The 18,799-nt window shown below is 69.1% G+C and carries 14 protein-coding genes; 3 read left to right on the top strand and 11 right to left on the bottom strand.

Annotated features, from left to right (window positions below; genetic code table 11):
* Window positions 1-21: 21 nt before the first annotated feature.
* From QM693_RS33205 to QM693_RS33180, 6 genes are all read right to left on the bottom strand, one after another.
* On the bottom strand, window positions 22-4,179 hold the full coding sequence (locus tag QM693_RS33205; protein WP_283354451.1) for a TIGR02680 family protein: 4,158 nt from the start codon (window positions 4,177-4,179) through the stop codon (window positions 22-24).
* Window positions 4,176-5,570: a TIGR02678 family protein gene (locus QM693_RS33200; RefSeq protein ID WP_280780038.1), complete on the bottom strand. Its 1,395-nt coding sequence runs from the start codon at window positions 5,568-5,570 to the stop codon at window positions 4,176-4,178. Before QM693_RS33200 ends, QM693_RS33205 begins: the two co-directional genes overlap by 4 nt.
* Window positions 5,567-7,018: a TIGR02677 family protein gene (locus tag QM693_RS33195; protein WP_349307530.1), complete on the bottom strand. Its 1,452-nt coding sequence runs from the start codon at window positions 7,016-7,018 to the stop codon at window positions 5,567-5,569. Before QM693_RS33195 ends, QM693_RS33200 begins: the two co-directional genes overlap by 4 nt.
* 302 nt (window positions 7,019-7,320) lie before the next feature.
* On the bottom strand, window positions 7,321-8,484 hold the full coding sequence (locus QM693_RS33190; protein WP_283354450.1) for a hypothetical protein: 1,164 nt from the start codon (window positions 8,482-8,484) through the stop codon (window positions 7,321-7,323).
* A 182-nt stretch (window positions 8,485-8,666) separates the two neighbouring features.
* Entirely contained in the window at window positions 8,667-9,788 is a 1,122-nt protein-coding gene (locus QM693_RS33185) for a helix-turn-helix domain-containing protein (RefSeq protein WP_283354449.1), read from the bottom strand.
* Window positions 9,789-9,959: 171 nt separating this feature from the next.
* Complete coding sequence (locus tag QM693_RS33180) at window positions 9,960-10,799, bottom strand: class I SAM-dependent methyltransferase (RefSeq protein WP_283354448.1); 840 nt, start codon at window positions 10,797-10,799, stop codon at window positions 9,960-9,962.
* Window positions 10,800-10,846: 47 nt separating this feature from the next.
* Between QM693_RS33180 and QM693_RS33175 the strand changes: the two genes are divergently transcribed.
* On the top strand, window positions 10,847-11,428 hold the full coding sequence (locus tag QM693_RS33175; RefSeq protein WP_007299039.1) for a helix-turn-helix domain-containing protein: 582 nt from the start codon (window positions 10,847-10,849) through the stop codon (window positions 11,426-11,428).
* 11 nt (window positions 11,429-11,439) lie between these two features.
* Window positions 11,440-11,652: a helix-hairpin-helix domain-containing protein gene (locus tag QM693_RS33170; protein WP_280780042.1), complete on the top strand. Its 213-nt coding sequence runs from the start codon at window positions 11,440-11,442 to the stop codon at window positions 11,650-11,652.
* 16 nt (window positions 11,653-11,668) lie between these two features.
* Here the strand turns inward: QM693_RS33170 and QM693_RS33165 are convergent, their stop codons facing one another.
* A complete protein-coding gene (locus QM693_RS33165) occupies window positions 11,669-12,469 on the bottom strand; it encodes a helix-turn-helix domain-containing protein (protein WP_280780043.1) in 801 nt (266 codons plus the stop codon).
* Between the two features lie 65 nt (window positions 12,470-12,534).
* Between QM693_RS33165 and QM693_RS33160 the strand changes: the two genes are divergently transcribed.
* Window positions 12,535-12,975, top strand: a complete 441-nt coding sequence (locus QM693_RS33160) for a DUF3224 domain-containing protein (RefSeq protein ID WP_283335148.1) — start codon at window positions 12,535-12,537, stop codon at window positions 12,973-12,975.
* A 14-nt stretch (window positions 12,976-12,989) separates the two neighbouring features.
* Here the strand turns inward: QM693_RS33160 and QM693_RS33155 are convergent, their stop codons facing one another.
* From QM693_RS33155 to nirB, 4 genes are all read right to left on the bottom strand, one after another.
* Window positions 12,990-13,568, bottom strand: coding sequence for a carboxymuconolactone decarboxylase family protein (locus QM693_RS33155; RefSeq protein WP_283335147.1), 579 nt, complete (start codon window positions 13,566-13,568; stop codon window positions 12,990-12,992).
* 99 nt (window positions 13,569-13,667) lie between these two features.
* Complete coding sequence (locus QM693_RS33150) at window positions 13,668-15,854, bottom strand: acyltransferase family protein (RefSeq protein WP_283335146.1); 2,187 nt, start codon at window positions 15,852-15,854, stop codon at window positions 13,668-13,670.
* A gap of 124 nt (window positions 15,855-15,978) precedes the next feature.
* Window positions 15,979-16,305, bottom strand: a complete 327-nt coding sequence (locus QM693_RS33145) for a Rieske (2Fe-2S) protein (RefSeq protein WP_280780047.1) — start codon at window positions 16,303-16,305, stop codon at window positions 15,979-15,981.
* Window positions 16,302-18,797, bottom strand: a complete 2,496-nt coding sequence (gene nirB, locus QM693_RS33140) for a nitrite reductase large subunit NirB (protein WP_283335145.1) — start codon at window positions 18,795-18,797, stop codon at window positions 16,302-16,304. Before nirB ends, QM693_RS33145 begins: the two co-directional genes overlap by 4 nt.
* Window positions 18,798-18,799: the final 2 nt, after the last annotated feature.

Raw genomic sequence — 18,799 nt, 5'->3', positions numbered from 1 at the left:
CGGTTAACAAGTACTCACGGGTCAGGCGAACTCGAGGGCACCCTCCGCGGGCGTCGGGACGCGCCTGCGGAGGGGCGAACCGAGCGCCTGCGCCAGGTCGGTGCCGTCGTGTTCGGCGAGTAGTTCGCCATCCGACCACACGAGCAGCGTGGCGCTGACGCTCTGCTCGGCTGTCGAGTGCGCCAGATCGTAGTGCGCGCACCCCGGCACGCCGCCGTACGTGATCCACAGGTCGAACCCGGTCATGAACAGGTCGAGGTCGAATTGCACGCTGAGGCCGAGCAGTTCGGCCCGGCCGTTGTCGTCGACGCCGGCGAACGCCTCGTCCAGCGCCAGCAGTCGCGGTGCATGGGGGTCGGCGGAATCGAGCATGACGTGCGCTGCGGCGAACAACGGCAGGTGCAGCGAGACGGACTGCTCGCCGCCGGAGAGTGCGCTGTGCCGGGCGACGGTCAGCCGGTCCTCGTTGCCGTTGCCGCTGATCAGGGTGAACGAGAACACCCGCCACCGCCGGTAGTCGAGGGCGGACGCCAGGATCTCCGGGTACGAACGCTCCGGGTGGGCTGCGCGGGCAGTCCTGATCTGATGGGCGAAGTGGGCGCGCATCGTGGCGAGCTCGTCCGGCCCCAGCGCCGAGGTGTCGCGCTCGAGCAGTTTGGAGATCGCCTTCGCGCTGTCGTCGAGGTTGTCGGCGAGCACCCAGTGGACCCCAATGGTGTTGCCGGACGACATCCGGCGCTCCCGCATCTCGGTGCCCATCCGGGCGATGAGTTCGCGGGCGTCGACGGTCCGTTCGTGGATCTGCTGTGCGAGACCCGTGAGCAGCGCGTCCTCCAGGATGCGACGCTCGGATTCGGTGAGCAGCAGTTCCTGATCGGAGCGAGCGGACGCGATGCGGGCGGCGAACTCGCCGATCGACGAGTAACCCTCGTCGTCCTGCACCTGCACCACGGTCACGCCGTCCGGGGCGTCCCACTGCAACCGGTAGTCCTGGCCGGCGGCCGCCAATTGTGCGTCGAAATCCTGCAGCGCGGTGGTGAGCGCGGTGCGCGTCGACTTGCGCGCCGAGTCGCTGACCCGCACCGATTCGGTGGCGCCGTCCAGTGCGCGGAACAGTGCGTCCACTTCGGGCGGCAGGATCGGGGTGTCGTCTTCGGCGTTCTGGATTCGATACACCAGCTGTTCGGCACTCATCCACGCCGCCGAGCTCGCCGGCCAGGTGTGGCCGCCGTCGACGCCGAGGAGTTCGAGTAGGTCGCGCCGGGCGTACGGCGCGAGGCGGGCGGCGTCGGCGTGCGTTTCGGTGAGCGCCAGCCGGAGCGTCTGGACGGCGGTGTTGTACGCGCCCTCGGCTTTACCGATGGCCTCACCCGCGTCCTTGTCGGCCTTGCGGGCGTCGCGCTGCTCCTTCTTGCATGCCTCGATCCGCGCGTGCGCCTCCTCGAGTTGCCGGTCCAACTGCTCGGCCCCCGCTCCCAGCGTGTCGCGCAGCGTCTCGAGGCGTTGGACCTGTTGCGCGAGAACCTCTTCGGCGATGGCAGCTTCTTCCGCGAACTCCTCCGCGCTGCCGCGCGCCTCGTGCAGTCGGTCCTTGGACTCGCGGGTGTGCTCCACCTCCTTGGCGTGTTCGCGCCTGCACCGCTGCACCATCTCGCCCTGCTTCTCGAAATGCCGGACGGCCGCGGCGAGCGAGTCGATCTCGCGGGCGACGTGGGGAGTCCGGTGCGTGGACGCAGTGGCCCGGAGTTGCTTCTCCTTCGCGGACAGGTCGGCGATGGCCTGGTCGAGTTCGCGACCGACCGCTGTCGCCGTGTCGGAGCGGCTGCGGAGTGCGCCTGCGGATTCGGTGACCTTCTTCAGCGCCGTGAGGATCGATCCGGTGCGGGGCAGGGCCTGCGCCGCCGCGGTGGTCCGCGACAGCAGCGCCGCTGCCGCATCCGCGGCCGCCCGGGTCTCGTCGAGGGTCGCCCGCGTTTCCTCGAGGATCCTGTCGAGTTCGGCGATACGGGTGGCGCGCCTGCGGGCCCGTGCGGTGGTTCCGATGTACTCGGCGTCCGATTTCGTGTGGCGTCCGCGCTGGATTCCCTGCCGGTACGCACCGTCTTCGGCGACACCGACCGGACCTTCGGACAGGTCGAGGGATTCGAGGGCGATGGACTCGAGGATCCCGCGCACGCGATCGTCGGGAACGCCCGTGTCCTGTTCGACCTCGAGAACGTCGGCGAGGGTCGTGCCGGTGGGCCGATCCCCGGCCGGAAGGGCCACGAGGAACTGTTCGGATTCGACGTCGGGGAGTGCGTCGTCGACGGGCACCCAGCCGTCGAGGAGATTCGCGGCCTGCAGTGCGGCTTCGATTCCTGCCGCCGCGGCGACGTCGACACCGTCGGCGAAGCGGACGAGGCGCCACAGCGGTGCACCGGTCAGCCGGGACCGGGCGTCCTGCCGGGCGGTCGAGAGCGGCGGGGCGTCGTCGTGCTCGGATTCGATGGCCGCGCGGGCGGATTCGTGTTCGGCGATCGCCTCCTCGGCGGCGGTGGCGTCGCGGTCGTACTGCTGACGACGCAGCCGGAGCGCGTCGACGGCGTCCGTCGTCTGTTCGGTCAGCGTCTCCGACAGGGTGGCGGCGTCGTCGTCGCCGATCCGGCCGAGGGCGGTGTCCAGGGCCTCGAACAGTGAAGCGGGCGTGTCGATCTCGGCGTAGAGGGACGACTGTTCCGTCCACCAGGACCGGAGTTCGGTGGCGCACCGGCTGCGGGCCGACTCGACCGCGGTCTCGGCCTCGAGTACGGCCACCGTCGCGGTGTCGAGTTGCTCTTGGCCGCGGCGTGCCGCCTCGTCGGCGCGAGTCCGCTCGGTGGCGGCCCTCTCGACGGTGGCGAGCGCGGCCCGGACCGCGCGGATGTCGCCGTCGCGTTCTTCGGTGTGCCCGCGCAGCGCCGCGGTCAGCTGGTCGGTGCGCGCGTTCTCGGGGAGTGCGGTCCAGGTGATTCCCGCGTCCTCGGCGGCGAGGTGAAGTTCGTCTTCGGCGTGGGTGAGCGCCTCGACGGCGCGTGCGACGGCGTCACCGGCCTTGGCGTGTTCCTCGGCTCGCTGTTCGAGGGTCGCCTTGGCCTTGCGCGCCTTCTCGGCCTGCAGTTCGGTCGACTTCTCGAGCGTCGAGACGGCCTGCGCGAGGTCGTCGAGTTGTGTCCGTCCCTCGTATGCCGTCGACCGCTTCAGCGCGTCCAGGGTGGCATTTGCCTGGTCGAGTGCGCGTTCGGCGGCGGTGAAGCGTTCTTCGGCGGCCGCTCGACTCTCCTGGCTGCGGGCCCGGTCCGCTGCCGCCCCATGGAGGGCGGCGATACCGGATCGGACGGCCTCCAGGCGGGTAGCGAGGTGGTCGACGTCCGTACGTGCCTGCTGGCGAAGGTATTTCGCGTACACGCCGACGAAGCTCTGTGCCGCCTGGTCCGCCGCGGCCAGCCCCTCGAGCGCCCGGCCGACCTCCTCCATGTCGCTGAACGAACGGGCGGCCTCGAGGACCAGTTGCTCGTCGAGCGGTCGCAGACCGTCGGTGAGTGCCTGCGACAGTCCCTTGGGGTCGAGGTTCTTCGCGAGCTGAGGTCGCCGGAGCGTGAGGATGAGGTTGATCAGCTGGTCGTAGCGCTGGACGCCGAGCCCGAACATCCGGGCGTCGATCGCGGCGCGGTAGTCGAGCGGCCGGTCGGTGATGGAGTCGGTGCCGATCTGTTCGCCCAGTTGCTTCTTCGTGAGCGGACGGTCGTCGCTGCCGAGCAGGGAGAAGTCGACGCCGACGCGTCCGTCGGCGACGAAGTACCAGCGCGTGACCTTGTCGTTGGTGCGGGTGGCGCGCATGCCGATGCCCACGGTGACGGCCTCGGGGTCGTCCTTCGCGCCGCGGCAGAACTCCATCCAGACGTACGAGTACGCGCTGTCCTGCCCGCGGTACAGGAGGTTCGACTTCATGGTGCGTTCCTCGCCGGCGAACGGATTGAGCCGCCGGGGTTCGATCCGGCCGTCGAGGACGAACGGGAACAGCACTTCGAGGGCCTTCGTCTTGCCGGATCCGTTGGGACCGCGGAGAACGAGGCGACCGTCGGCGAAGGAGAACTCCTGATCGCGGTAGTCCCAGAGGTTGATGATCCCGGCGCGGGTGGGCCGGAAACGCGCACTCGTCATGCTGTGACTTCCTCGCTGTCGTTCGCTGAGCTCTGGAACAGGTCGATCTCGGGTGTGCGGTCGCGGATCGTGACCACGACACCCCGGTAGCGGGCGAGTGCCGGGAGTGCGAGCACACCACCCGGCACGGCCGCGGTGAGGCGTAGCCGCTCGAGCAGCGCCAGCGCCGCGCGTCCCAGACCGTCCGGGTCCGCCTGCCACCCGGCGGCGAACGTGCGCCCGAACCGTTCGGTCAGTGTCCGGACGGTGCCGGCGATCCACGCGTCCTCGATGACCGGGAACAGCCGGTCCGCGGGGGCGGGGTCCGCGGGTTCGAATCCGTCGTGGCCGGCGAGGCTGTCGAAGATCCCGGACTGCGGAATGGCGCTGTCGACCTGTTCGATCAGGTCGTCGAATCGGTCCCGCGGCAGCGGCATCCGGGCCGTCTCCGGGGCATCCGGATCCAGTACGCGATCGGCGATCTCGCCGGCGAGCAGGAGCGCGACCTGCGCGACCGTTCCCGTACCGGGGAACCGGACGTCGGACAGACGTCCGGAGGAGTCGATCATCGCGACACCCTCCTCACGCCGCTCCGCGACCAGTCCGGTGAGCAACTCGACATCGGCTGCGGTGCGGGGGAGTGCGAGTTGCATCAGCTCGTCATCGTCGAGGTCGGCGGCGTAGACCACGGGCCGTTCGACGAGAGCACGCCGGACCCGCCGCGCGGTCTCCTTCACATCGACCGGCCGGGCGGTCCCGAACTCGGAGGTGTCGTCCTCGGTCACCGCGTCCGCACCGGCGAGCAGTCCGCGGATGGACCGCAGGTGCTGCAGTGCGCGCGGCGGCCGGAACAGGGCGATGACGACGGACCTGTCGATGTCGTAGAGCGCCTCTCCCGCATCGGGATTGGCGGCCCAGCCGCCCGCGTCGCCGTCGGCGAGGGCGATCGCGCCGCGGGCGGCGAGCCAGCCGACGGCGTCGACGAACGCATCCCGGTCGGACGCGCGTTCCGTGGACAGGTCCACACCGTCGACCTGTGCGGCGTCGGCGGCCACGTGATCGGCGAGCTCGGACAGGGTGATCTGGTTTCCGGCGCGGCCGAGGGCGGCCAGCGCCAACGCGAGGTAGGCGTAGCGGTACCGGTCGAACGTGCGGTCGGTGGCCGTCTTGGCCGGGGTCCCGGCGTCGAGTCGGTCGCTCACCGTGAACAGCCGGGCGGTCGTCTCCGTGACTTCGAGTCGGTACCCGAAGAGCGTCATCAGATCGTCGCGTAATTCGGTGGCCCACCGGCGGAGCAGGGGGAGTGCGATGCGATCCGGATAGGTCTGTGTCACCAGGTGATTCGACAGAATGACGCGGGCGGCGCGCTGATACGAGTCGAGGGCGAGCGGCGAGATCTCCCGTGCCTTCACCGAACGCTCACCTGCAGTCCGTCGAGGTGCAGGCGTCCTCGGGCGGTGCGCACCACCGTCGATTCGCTGTGTGGGCTGAGGGTGAGCTTCACACCGTTCTCCGATCCTGTGCTGCTCTTCACACGGCCGCTGACCGGAACCCGCGCCGTCAGCGCGGCGTTGAGCAGACTCAGCAGCACGTCGGTTTCGGCCTCGTCGAGTTCCCGCTCGTAGACCCCGCCCCGGGCCAGCGACTGGGCGGCGGCGGCGCGAAGTCGTTGTGCGGTCAGCTGTTCCTCCCGCAGGCGGCGGACGCTGCCCTCGTTGCGCTGCACCCGTGCGGGCAGGCCGGGCGACGGGGGACGTCCCGTCTCGGCCAGCGTGCGGGAGATCTCGACGGGCTGGGCCTCCCACCACGACCGCGTGTCGGGAATGATGTCGGCGTCCGGATGCACCATCGACAGGTGGCGCGGACGCCCGAGGTCGAACACGGCCTGGAACAGCGCATGCGCGGCGTCCTCGGTCGGAGTCGCGGCGAACCAGCCTGCGAGGTGGCGTAATTGGCTCTCCCTGCTGACACCGCCCTTGCGGGTCTCGGTGACGCGGCGCAGCAGCGACAGGACGGCGGCGATGGCACTCATCGTGCCCTCGCGGAGGCGTTCCGACTCGCTGAGACCGGCCTCGCTCCCGACGAACCAATGCGTCAATCCCGCCCACCGTGCGCGCCAGTCGGCTTCGCGCTCTTCGATGCCGAGGAACACCCGCTCGTCGCTGGCGGCGGCCCGCGCCACCATCGTCTCGACGCCGGTGTCTTCCACGAGCGCGATGGCCGCCGCGAGTTTCGGTGCAAAGCGTGAGAGGTCGGAGCTGAACTCGCGCATGTGCGTGAGGAGAGCGTCCTTGTGGGACATGAACGTCTCGGGCGTGATCTCCGTGGTGCGGACGAGGTCGCCGAGGGTCAGGTAGAACTGGGCGGCGCGTCCGGCCATGTCCGACAGCGTCGCGTCGAGACGGTTGAGTTTCCGGTACACGAGGTCGTTGTCGGCCGCACGATTCGCGGCGGCCAGGTCGTTCATGTCGGCGAGGAGGTCGGGCAGCGCCAGGCGGGACAGCGACGCGTCGTCGAGCCGGGCCGCCAGAGCGTCCTCGACGGCTCGGAACACCTGGTAGCCGGCCTGGCTGAACTGATAGACGAAGTGCCGGTTCCGGTATTCGGCCAGCGTGGCGGCGCGGGTTCCGTCGTAGCTGCGTTCGAGCACTTCCCAGACGTGCAGTTGCTCGAGCAGGGGAGTGACGTCGCCGGCGCCGAGTTGTCCGGACGGATCGTCGCAGGCGAGACCGTCCAGAATGCGGGCGACGTCGCCGGCGTGGAGCAGGACGACGTAGTTGGCGCGGGCGTGGTCGAAGGCCCGCAGCACCCACAGGTACTCCGCGCGCTTCTCCGCCGTGGTGAAGGCGAACAGTTTCAACCGGTCGTCTCGGAGTGGGGGAGCAACCGCCGAACGCGCTGCGCGCAGCCCCGAGGGGGACCGACCGGGATCGCTGCCTGATTCACTCACCGTGACAGGTTATGCGGTCGCCCAGCCGTCGAGCGAACGCCGTGCCGACGCGCACCATCAACGCTGGAATCTGAATCGGAACCTGACGGAACGCTGTAATTTACCGAATTCAGGTGCTCGGTCGCGTATGAACCACCCTCTGTCACCGATGTTCCATCCTCACGATCAACCCGCCTCACCCCGCCGCTGCACCGATGACGGGGGGCAGGCATTCAGAGGACGAACAGCACGAAGACGATCGCCACCAGCACGAGAGCCAGCCCGACTGCCGCGGCGACGAGCCAGGACGCCCGGGACGTCGGGTCGGAGGTGGATTCGTCGCCGGACTGCGCGACTGCGCGAGGTTCCGGTGGTGTCGCGACCGCCGTTCCGCCCGACGCCCGGGCAGGGGAGGCGCCCACCGCCGCGGCCGACGCGGGGTTGGGCGTGCGCGTCGCCGGCCGGCTCGCGGTTGTCGAGGCCGAGGGCACCGGCTCGCCGACCACGGCGTCGATCACCTCGGTGACGTCGTACGACGGCGGCAGGCCGATCGGGGTGACCCTGTGGGTGGTCGGGTTGAATCCGGCGGCGCGGATGGCGGCACCGAGCGCTGCGGTCTGCTCGGGGCCCGGGCCGACGACACATCGCACACCGAACTTCTCACCGACGGTGTTCGCGAACCCGTGAATGGCCGCGGAGTCCCGCGCGATCAGGCCGTCGCCCGTGATGACCACGGCATCGAGGTTGCTGGGCAGCCAGCCGAACGCCCCGAGCGCGGTGGCGATCTGGGCCGTGGGAGAACCCCCCGAGGAGAAACGAAACGCCTTGCCTGCCTCGACGCCCGAGCGGATCAGCGCGACGGTCGCGCCGGTGTCGTCGACGTGATAGATGCCGACCAGCTGCCCGGGACGCTCCGCGATCTCGGATTCGAACCAGGCTGCGGCGGCTTCGGCGTCCGAGACGAGGGACAGGTAGGACATGTCGGCGTAGTCCAGGGCGTCGCGGAGCGCCGCGACGGCGGCCGAGTCCCAGCGGGTGGGGTAGGCGGCCATGATGTCGGGGGCGCCGCCGGTCCGACCGCCGTGGTCGGGGAGAGGTTCGCACTCCCGGAGCAGGCACCGCATCGCGCCCGCGACCAGGTCTTCAGCGCGGTAGCGCGATCCGTCACCGACCGCGACACCGGCCGGGTCGCCGACGCGGGGAAGGAACCCCGACACGGTGTGGGTGTCGCCGATCGTGTGTGGCGCCGACCCGCCGAGAATTGCGGTGCCGTCCGGGCACATGTGCAGGACGGTGTCCCGGACGATGACGACCGGATCCGGGGATCCTGGATCGTTCGACGCCACCACCGCGGTGGACACGACACTGCCGATCCTGAGCCCGACTCCCATGGACATGCAAGTACCCCTATTCGTTTTGCGAACGGATCGCGACTTCCGTCAGGCCCGTTCCGACTCACTCGGTGAGGCCACAAGATGTACATCCTGCTACCCGAGCACGCTTGTGCGCGCCATCACGCGCGGCGTGGCGTGGTCGTGTTGCGCACACTCGGGCATTTTCGCCCGCGGCGAGTGATCGGTCAGGTAACCGTCGGTGCGCCGAGGGCTGTTCTCCACTCGGTCACGTTCTCGGTCATCCAATCGAGGAGGTGCTCCGCCTCCTGCGGATGACGACCGGTGCCGGCGAGAAGATCCGCGAAGGCCTGGGCCGGGGCGACCAGACGAACGTTGTCGCGGAACAGGGTGCGCTCGAAGACCGCAGCCGATCGGGGAGTGGCGACGAGGACGTTGGCACCCTGATCGACGGGGCGTAGCTCGAGTGCGCCGGCCAGCGCCTCGCCGTGGTCGGCGTAGATCTGGACCTGATGCGCCGGCGCGTATTCGACGAACGCCGCCGCGGCGAGTGACCCGGTCACCGCGTAGAGGTGGCCGGAGACCTTCCCGAGTTTCGCGACGAACGACTGCACTCCCTCGGGTGCGAAGTAGCCGACCGTGGGGCAGTCCTTGAAACTGGAGTCACTGCTCCAGGCGCGCAGCATCTGCTGCCACCGGACGCTGGTGATGGGGCCACGGGGGAGACGTTCGAGCAGATCGCGTTCCTCCAGGGTTTCCACCACCCGATAGGTCGCGCCGGTGGACGCGCCGGACAGTCGGACGAGTTCGGGGACCGTCAGCTGACCCGAATGATCGGCGAGGGCGCGCACCACCCGAGCGGCAGGATCGCCGGTCAGCTGGGCGGCCGGACGGCCGGGGCCACGCCACGGGTCGGCGTCGGCGCCCCGGTCGCGCACCCAGATCGCAGGCCGGTCCGCCGCCAGGGAGGTGTTGCCCGTCGCATCGGCGTAGGAGAGACCCCTGGCGTCGAGTTGACGGCGAACCGGCTCGGAAAGGTAACGGGCGCAGACGAATCCGCGATCGGTTCCGGACAACCCGTCGGCGAACCGGGCGGCGTCGCCCGCGAGCACCCCCCGGGCGGGGATGACGGAGAAGGACGCCACCTCGCCGTTGGGTGCGCCGACCAGCAATCGTTCCGGCGCGTCGGCGAGGGAGCGGGACTTTCCGGACGTCAACGTCCAGCCGTGGGGGAGTGCGGCCTGGAGGGTGGCGATCGCCCGTCGGTAGAGATCGATGTCGCGTTCCGGCTTGGGAAACGGCACCTTCGGCTCGCTGCCTGCGAATTCGGCGTTCTCCTGATTCGGCACGTCGCCAGTCTACGGAATCGGTCCGAGACGGAACCGGAAAATACACCGAATGATCGTGGTCGGTTCCGAGCCTCGCCGAGTGGTCGGATCCCGCCGCAACTCACCACTTCCACGTGGACCGGTTCCCACAGGCGCAGACGGCGTGAGGGAGTTCCACTCCGTCCGTCGGGTTCAGGGGCGTCGGGCAATCCATACGGTCCGGCTGCCCCGCACCGTCAGATCCCCGCGGTGCAGGACGCTGTCGGGGTCGTCGTCCGCGAGAAGGTGATCGAGAGTGTCGCGGTCGTCGGCGGAAAGCTGTCTGTCGAGCGCGGAGCGAATGCGGCGCAGGAAGTTCTGTGCATAGCGTCCGGTGCTCGGTGGGGCCGGGGTTGCCTCGCTGGTGAAACTGCGCTCCTCGACGTCCACGAAACCGGCCCGTTCCACATGGGACCGCCAGTTCGGGTGCGCGTTCCAGTCCAACCGCGCCAAGGCCTCGTGGCAGCGCGACTCCAGGCCAGGGCGGCCCAGGCCTAGGTCGTCCGGAAGGAGGCGCGGCAGCGCGTCCATCTCGACGACCACCAGCACGCCGCCGGTATTCAGCGCACCGTACATGTCCTGGAGCACCCGGTCGGGGTCGGCGACCTCGTGCAACGAGGAGGCTGCCCACACGACGTCCGCCGCGTCGACTGCGGGCCAGGCGACATCCAGATCGGCGTGGACGACGCTCAACCGCCCGGTCAGTCCCTGCCCGTGCGCGGCCGTGCGCAGGCGCGTGAGCATCACCTCCGACCTGTCGAGCGCGATCACCTCTGCCGTGGGGAATTGTCGAGCCAGGGTCAGGCTGCCGACGCCCGTGCCTGCCCCCACGTCGACGACGCGGCGCGGGGTCTCTCGGGTGCGCTGTCCGACCCATTCGGCCACGGAATCCAGGTAGGACCCGAACACCTCGGCGTCCAGGTCCAGTAGATCCGCGAGCGCCGCCTCGTGCTCGGGAGTGTGCCCGCTGTGGTGATGGGAATGCTGTGTCATGGCTCCAGGCTAGCCGCATCCTGCGTTGCACGCATACACTCTTGCCTATGACGCAAGAAGTCGGGTTGGACAGCGTGATCCGTCAACGCATCAGGGGGCTTCGGCTGGCCCGCGGCTGGTCACTGGACGTGCTCGCTGCGCGCTGCTTTCTCAGTCCGTCCACGCTGAGCCGCATCGAGACCGGCCACCGCAGGATCGCCCTCGACCAACTGGTCCCGATCGCGCGGGCCCTCGGCACCACGCTCGATCAGCTCGTCGAGTCCGTCGAGGACGAGGACGTGGTGATCCGGCCGCAACCCGAACACACGCGAGGCCTGACAATCTGGCTGCTGTCCCGCGAACGCGCGCTCCACGGCGCGACCGTGGCGAAGATGCGCATCACCTCCGACCGGCCCGCGGGCCCCGAGCATGTGAGTGTGCACCCCGGCCACGAGTGGTTCACCGTGTTATCGGGGACGGCCCGCCTGCAGCTCGGTGAGCGAACCATACTTATCGAAGCCGGTGCCGCAGCGGAGTTCTCGACCATGGTGCCGCACTCCATCGGCGCCCACGACGGTCCCGTCGAGATCCTCACGATCTTCGACCACGACGGGGAGCGTGCCCACCTGCACGCCGATCACAACGAGTAGAAAGGACGGACATGTCGTCTTCCGACACAACGGGTCAGACAGAGTTTCCGGCGAGCATGGGGAAGGTCTCCCGTCGTGAGCTCGCGTCCCACGGCTATACGCGTTTCGATCAACTGACGACGGTCACCGCCAAGGAACTGTTGAAGATCCACGGCGTCGGACCGAAGGCGATCCGAATCCTCGAGGAGGAACTCGCGGAGCGGGGGCTCGGCTTCGCGAAGTGAACCGAACCCGGCCGCCCTACAGCCGGCCGTGCGTGCGCTGATAGGTAGCCGGTGGTGTCCCGACCACGTGAGTGAAGACACGGGTCAGGTGAGCCTGGTCGCTGAACCCCAGTTCGTAGGCGAGCGCCGACCAGTCGATCCTCTCGCCCGAGTGGGCGGCGCCGGCCGCGTCGAGGATGCGGAATCGCTGGATTACCCACTTCGGGCCGATGCCGACGTACTCGGTGAACAGCCGTTGCAGGGTGCGCAGGCTGCAGCCGGCGTGTGCGGCGAGCTGGTCTGCCCGGACGATGTCGCGGTTGCACTGGGCGTCGCCCACCAGGGCTGTGATCTCCCGTCCCGTCGGATCCGGAACGGGATCGGTGCGGAGAAGGTATTGCTCGAAGGTGTCGATCATCTCCGCGCTGTCCGTGCCGGCGAGGATCCGCTCCGCGACCGGGCGATCGTCACCGGCGAGCAGATGCCGTCCGGGCTGGACGGTTCCCGAGATCGCGCCGACGCTGCCCTTCAGCAGAGGCCGGAACCCTCCGGCGTGGAAGGCGGCTCCCAGCACGTGGCCGTTCCCGGTCAGTGTTCGGTAGAACGGCGACCGGGAGATCCCGTGCACCAGCAACTGTCCGTCCTCGGCAGCGACATGAACGCGGGGCTGGGGCACCACCTGCTGTCGATGGGGCTTCGGCACCGACCACCTCACCAGCCAGTGGTAGTCGACGAACTCGGCCAAAGCCTCTCGGGGAGCGACCCGTTCGACCTCGAACCCCGGTGTGGCGGCCGTCGGGCGGACGATCGCCTCGGGGTGTCCTGGCACAGTCGACATTCGCTCATCCTAGTGTCGCGAATGTTCAAGAACGCCACGCTGCCTCGTACCTAGAGTCACGTGTCATGAGCTACTCACACACTGTACGAGGCAAGTTCTCCATCGCCGCGTGGTCGGAATCGGTAATCGTCGACATCGACGGCGAAGGCACGACCGCCGGCGACACCTACTACCCCACTCGCGGTGCCAACCGAGCGACCGTCGCGTACTCGTACTCCGGGGACATCGAGGGAACGAGCACAGTGGTCTACCTGATCGCGTACAAGGCCGATGCCGCGCCGGTGCTCGGCCTCGAGCGTTTCGAGGGCTCGATCGGCGGGCACGACGGGACGTGCGTGTTCCAGCACATCGGCAGCCAGGACCAGGGTTCGGTGTCGGCCCGGATCGAGGTGGTGCCGGGTATGGGCACCGGCGGTCTGATCGACCTACGCGGCAGCGCGGACCTGTCCATCGCAGGACCCGGCGACAGCGGCTACGAATTCGTTCTGTCGTACGACGTCGGCTGATATTTCGACGTCGCTCATGTCGTCGTGGGTGCGGCGAGGGGCTCGAGGCCACACGCCGTCGCGAAGCCCTGTGATTCGATGCCGAGCGCGGTGTTGGTGCGTGTCATGAGATTCGCCAGCGCGACGAACGCGGTCAGTTCCACCAGCGCGGCCGGGCCGAGCGCCTCGAGCAGCCTGGCCGACATTTCGTCGGTGACCGTCGGCGGGGTCTGGGTCATCGCTTCGGCGTACTCGAGCACATCCCGCTCCAGCGGGGTGAACACGTCCGACTGGCGCCAGCGGGGCACCTCGCGTGCTTTGGTCAGATCGAGCCCCTCGTTGTGGGCGTGGAAGTAGCCGAAGTCCAGGCAGAAGCTGCATCCGACCAGGCAGGCCACCGCCATGTGGGCGAACGACTTCAGGTTCTCGTCACACTGATCCCACTTCCGTGCCTGGCGGCCGACGCTGAAGCTGAAGTTCAGCACCTTCCGGTTGTGCCACGCGACCTCGACCGGTTCGGCTACCTCGCCGAGCATCTTGCGGGACATCCGCTTGACGATCGCGCCGTAGATGCCGGTCAGCTCGGCCTTCGGGATCCGGGTACTGCTGGCCATGATTCCTCCTCCGGTTGTCGTGCTCTCGACATGAGACACCGGCCACCGGCCGAATGTGACACCCGAACCGGATGTGATTGCAGGAACCGTCGCAACCGGTCAGCCCGGTGCGAGTGCCCGGTCGGCCAGCGCGGCGACGACGGGCGAGAGTGCCTGAGCGTGTTCGAGGGTCAGGTGGTTGTCGTCGCGGTACACGAGGTCGTTGCCGACGATGACGGGACAGCGCTCGGTGGTGCAGAACAGGGAGGTGAGGTCGGCGTACCGCCCGCCGCCTACGGCGGTGGCCGTGGCCTCGGCCGCGACGCCGGCGTCGTTCACCGCGACCGGCCGTGGCGGTGAGCAGGCGGTCGCGTCGTCCAGGTGGGCGGACAGACATGTCGGCACCGTCGACTGCGGATCCGGGATCGGTCCGAGGACGAGGACGGCCGCGCCCGTGGCCCGGAGTTCGGTGACCAGCCGGGTCAGGCTGTCGAGCCAGGCCTGGCCGTACACGGTGAAACCGAAATCGGCGCCGTAGCGCCGGGACATGCTCAGCACGACCAACCGGGGCCGTTCGGTCCGCAAACGGTCGACGATCTCGCCGCGCCACTGCTCGCACTCGGTGTATTCCCGCCCGAGGTAGGGGCTGGTGAGTGGGAGGTCGAGAAGCGGGCAGGTGACCTTGCCCATCGTCTCGAGCCGCCACTGTTTCTGCTCGGCGGCCGATTCGAATGCCGGGGCCCACATCGCGGCATGCGAATCTCCGACCAGCGCCACCGTCGTCGGAGACGCCACGGCCCCCGACGCGCACTCGTCCTGACCCACTTCGAGCCACGACCGCACGCAGCCGTTGACGAACACCTCCGGCTTGTCTGCCGGCGCGTCGGCGAGCGGCGGTGACAGATTCGACGGGACCGATTGCAGCCCTGCTGATTCCGCGACCGCCGCCTGCACCTGTGCGGTCATGTCGTTGACCGCGGCGTCCCGCGGATCGACTGCGGGAGGCGCCGATCCGGCCGGCGCAGAGACGGTGAGGGCCGCGGCCGCGGCTCCGTGTCCGACCGGAACCGGCCGCGCCACCAGCAGCACCAGTGCCGCACAGACAGCGATGACGGTGACGGCACCGCCGAGCACGAGGCTGCGCGAGGCCGAGCGACGCAGCGGGGCAGCGAAGCGCACGGGATTCTCGACCAGGACCAGTGTCAGGCCGGCCAGACCCGCGGACACCATGACCATCGCCAGACGGTCGGTCAGGTCGAGCGAGCGGCCGAGCACGATCGGCGCGAGCAGCAAGACCGGCCAGTGCCACAGGTACCAGGAATAGGACACCCGCCCGACCGCCCGCATCGGCCGCAGTGACAGGCTCCGCCCGACACCCAGCCGGGGCGCCGAACACCCCGCCCCGATCACCAGCACCGTGCCGACGACCGGCACCAGCGCGGCGGTTCCGGGGTAGGGCGTCGTCTCACCGAGTCGGAAACAGGCGACGACGATCAGCGCGAAACCCGTCCACCCGGCCGCGGCGGCGACCACCGACGGCAGCCGCTGCCAGTGCCGAACCGACAGGGCGACCAACCCGCCTGCGGCCAGTTCCCAGCCGCGGGCGGGCAATGAGAAGAACGCCCACGGCGGCAGGGTCCGGGTCCAGTCGAGTGAGACCGCAAACGACACTGCGGCGACCACGGCGAGCACGATCAGATACGGGGTCGTCGACGGTGTTTCGTCCGCGTCGAGGCGCCGTGACCTGCGCCGGACGAGCCAGGCGACCCCGATGATCAGCGCCGGCCACAGCAGGTAGAACTGCTCTTCCACGCCGAGCGACCAGTAGTGCTGGAACGGTGACGGGGGCGCGTCGGCGGCCAGATAGTCGGTGCCGTGCAGGGCGAACCGGTAGTTACCGACGTACAGCGCACTGGCGATCCCGTCACCGAGGACCGCGCGGGCCTGCAGAGGGGGCAGGAGCAGGGCCGAGCCGATCGCAGTGGCCACCAGCACGATGCACCCGGCGGGCAGCAGCCTGCGGGCCCGCGCACCGTAGAACTCGGCCAGCCCGACGTGGCCGGTGGTCGCGACGTTCCGCCACAGCAGGCCGGTGATGAGAAACCCCGAGACGACGAAGAAGATGTCGACACCGACGAACCCTCCGTCGATGCCGGGCACGCCCGCGTGAAAGAGGACCACGGCCAGCACGGCGACGGCGCGTAGACCCTCGATGTCCGCGCGGAACCTCGTCTCGGCCGGCTGGACACCGGCCGGAGGGCGGTTACCGGATCGGCGTCGCCGTTCCGGACTCGCGACGGTATTCACTCGACCAGCGATCTGTCCATGCGACGTGCCCCTTCAGCTGCAGCATTGAGCTCATGATGACAGCGGTGCCGAGACTTTCCCGAAAGGCACGCCGTATCAGGACACAGCGCCGGTGAGCGGCCTCTCACACGTGCACGACGACCGACCCTTCGCGAACCGACGCGGAGTAGGTGCGGACCGAGCCCACACCCTCGGATGCGCAGGCGCCCGTGTCGAAGGCGAACGCGTACTGGTGGAGCGGGCACATCACGCCGGTGGCGTCGATCTGTCCGTCGGCGAGGGGCCCGCCCTTGTGCGGGCACACCGCATCCATCGCCCGAACGGTGCCGTCCGACAACAGGAATACGGCGACCTGACGGTTCTGCACGACGTACGTCCGGCCTTCGCCCGGCGTCAGGTCGCTGACCGGCCCCACCGCGACCTCGGAAGGCCCCTCGATCAGGGCGGTCATCGGACCGGCACCTGGGGAAGCGGCAGCAGCGGGAGCGACGGAGCGAACTGTGCGGGCGATTTCGGCGCGCTGCGCTCCTTCCAGGGATCCCGGTAGCCGTCCACCGCCGTCTGGATCCGCTCGTCCAATCCCGTCACGATGTCCTCCTCGTCTCGGACCAGTAGCGCCTGAAGATGTTCGAGTCCCACCCGCGGCACGAAGTCGTACGTGCGTTCGAGCCATTTCGCGTTCTCGCGGTAGTACTGGATGAAGCGGCCGCCGAGTTCCACTACGGCTTCCGGTGATTCGACCGTGGCCAGCAGATCGCCCTTGCGGATGTGCGCTCCGGCGGCGCCGCCGACGTAGATTTCCCATCGGCCGTCGCCGACCGCGACCACACCGAAGTCCTTGCACAGGGCCTCCGAGCAGTTACGTGGGCATCCGGCGACCGCGAGTTTCAGTTTCGCGGGCGTTTCCAGGCCCTGGAACCGCTCCTCGAGCGCGATGCCGAGGCTGGTCGAATCGCCGAGACCGTAGCGGCAGAAATCGGTTCCGACGCACGTCTTCACCGTGCGCATGCTCTTGCCGTAGGCGAACCCGGACGGCATGTCGAGGTCACCCCACACCTTGGGAAGGTCTTCCTTCTTGATGCCGAGCAGGTCGATGCGCTGCCCGCCGGTGACCTTCACGAGCGGCACGCCGTACTTGTCGGCCACGTCGGCGATCTTGCGGAGTTGCTCGGGCGTGGTGACGCCGCCCTTCATCTGCGGGACCACCGAGAACGTGCCGTCGCGCTGGATGTTGGCGTGGACGCGGTCGTTGATGAACAGCGCGCCGCGCTCGTCCACCCAGTCGGGCCCCCAGATGGTGCGGAGCAGCGAGGCCAGGGGCATCTTCGCGGACGCGTCCTCCTTTGCGTCCGCGGCGAGCTCGGCGAACACCTGGGACACGGCGCGGAGATCGCGTTCCCGGATGGTCGCGATGAGTTCGGGCTTCGTCATCGGGATGCAGGGCACGTACCAGTCTGCGGAGGGGTCGGCCTCGAGTTCGCCGCCCGCGGCGCAGGCCACGATGTCGGCGACGAGTCCCTTGCACGAGCCGCAGCCCTTGCCGGCCCGGGTCTGGGCGCAGACGTCGGTGAGGGTCTTGGCGCCGGAATGGACGCACGCCACCAGATCGCCCTTGCTCACGCCGTTGCAGTTGCACACCTGCAGGTCGTCGGGGAGATCGGCGACACTCGTCGCGGCGCTCGGGGCTCCGACGTCGAAGAGCATGCTGATCCGCTCCTCGGGCAGCGGCACCTTGCCGTCGAACGCCTGCGTGAGGAAACCGGCCTTGCTGATGTCGCCCATCAGGGTGGCGCCGATCAGCTTGCCGTCGCGGACGACGAGGCTCTTGTACGTGCCGCTGCGCGGTTCGTAGTACTGGACGAACTCGTCGTCCGCCGTCTCCGGTCCCTTGACGCCCATCGCGGCCACGTCGACGCCGGCGACCTTCAGTTTTGTGGTGGTGCGCGAACCGACATACGCCGCTTCGGGATTGGAGCCGGTGAGGACTTCGGCGAGGATGACCGACTGTTCCCACACCGGGGCGACGAGGCCGTAGGTCTCCCCACGGTGCTGTGCGCACTCGCCGACGGCGTACACGGAACCCTCGTCCTCGCAGCGCATCTGGTCGTCCACCACCACACCGCGTTCGACCACCAGCCCGGCGGCCCGTGCGAGTTCGGTGTTGGGCCGGATTCCGGCGGTGACGACGACCATGTCGGCGTCCAGGGTGGAGCCGTCGACGAACGACACCCCGGTCACCAGGCCCGCTTCGTCGCGCAGCACGGCGGTGGTCCGCATCGAGGTGTGGACGCCGACGCCGAGTTTCTCGATCTCGGCGCGCAGGACGCTGCCGCCGCGTTCGTCGAGCTGCTGGTTCATCAGGTGCCCGGGGGAGTGGACGACGTCGACGGTGAGGCCCTGTGTGCGCAGCCCGTACGCCGCCTCCAGACCGAGCAGGCCGCCGCCGATCACCACCGCGGACACGTCGTCGCGGGCCTGTGCCATCTGCAGCATGCCGTTGGTGTCGGCGATGTTCCGGAATCCGAACACCCCGCGGGCCAGGCGCCCGTCGTGCTCGCGCAACCCGTCCATGTTGGGGAAGAACGTGTTGCTTCCCGTGGCGATGATGAGCACGTCGTAGTCGACGACGCGGCCGCTCTCGCAGGTGACGGTCTTCGCGAACCGGTCGAGTGCGACGGCGCGGTCGCCGGCGTGGAGTTTGACGCCGTTGGCGGTGTACCAGCCCATGGGGTTGAGGATCAGGTCCTCGTCGTCGACGGCCGCTTCGCCGGACAGCACGTGCGAGAGCATGATCCGGTTGTAGTTGCCGTAGGGCTCGTCGCCGATCATGGTGATCTCGAAACGCTCGCCGCCGCCGCGGTTCAGGATCTCCTCGACGGTGCGTGCGCCGGCCATACCGTTGCCGACGACCAGCAGCTTGCTCGAACTCGGTGTGTTGGCCATGC

This window comes from Rhodococcus sp. IEGM 1305, assembly GCF_030058635.1.
GTDB classification, from domain to species: domain Bacteria; phylum Actinomycetota; class Actinomycetes; order Mycobacteriales; family Mycobacteriaceae; genus Rhodococcus_F; species Rhodococcus_F opacus_D.
The sequence above is the reverse complement of the archived record's forward strand: the minus strand, read 5'-3'. Positions and strand labels throughout refer to the sequence as shown.

Coding starts and splice junctions, on each gene's coding strand:
- QM693_RS33205 (WP_283354451.1), bottom strand. CDS start 4,179: ATGACGAGTGCGCGTTTCCGGCCCACCCGCGCCGGGATCATCAACCTC.
- QM693_RS33190 (WP_283354450.1), bottom strand. CDS start 8,484: ATGTCCATGGGAGTCGGGCTCAGGATCGGCAGTGTCGTGTCCACCGCG.
- QM693_RS33180 (WP_283354448.1), bottom strand. CDS start 10,799: ATGACACAGCATTCCCATCACCACAGCGGGCACACTCCCGAGCACGAG.
- QM693_RS33175 (WP_007299039.1), top strand. CDS start 10,847: ATGACGCAAGAAGTCGGGTTGGACAGCGTGATCCGTCAACGCATCAGG.
- QM693_RS33170 (WP_280780042.1), top strand. CDS start 11,440: ATGTCGTCTTCCGACACAACGGGTCAGACAGAGTTTCCGGCGAGCATG.
- QM693_RS33165 (WP_280780043.1), bottom strand. CDS start 12,469: ATGTCGACTGTGCCAGGACACCCCGAGGCGATCGTCCGCCCGACGGCC.
- QM693_RS33160 (WP_283335148.1), top strand. CDS start 12,535: ATGAGCTACTCACACACTGTACGAGGCAAGTTCTCCATCGCCGCGTGG.
- QM693_RS33155 (WP_283335147.1), bottom strand. CDS start 13,568: ATGGCCAGCAGTACCCGGATCCCGAAGGCCGAGCTGACCGGCATCTAC.
- QM693_RS33145 (WP_280780047.1), bottom strand. CDS start 16,305: ATGACCGCCCTGATCGAGGGGCCTTCCGAGGTCGCGGTGGGGCCGGTC.
- nirB (WP_283335145.1), bottom strand. CDS start 18,797: ATGGCCAACACACCGAGTTCGAGCAAGCTGCTGGTCGTCGGCAACGGT.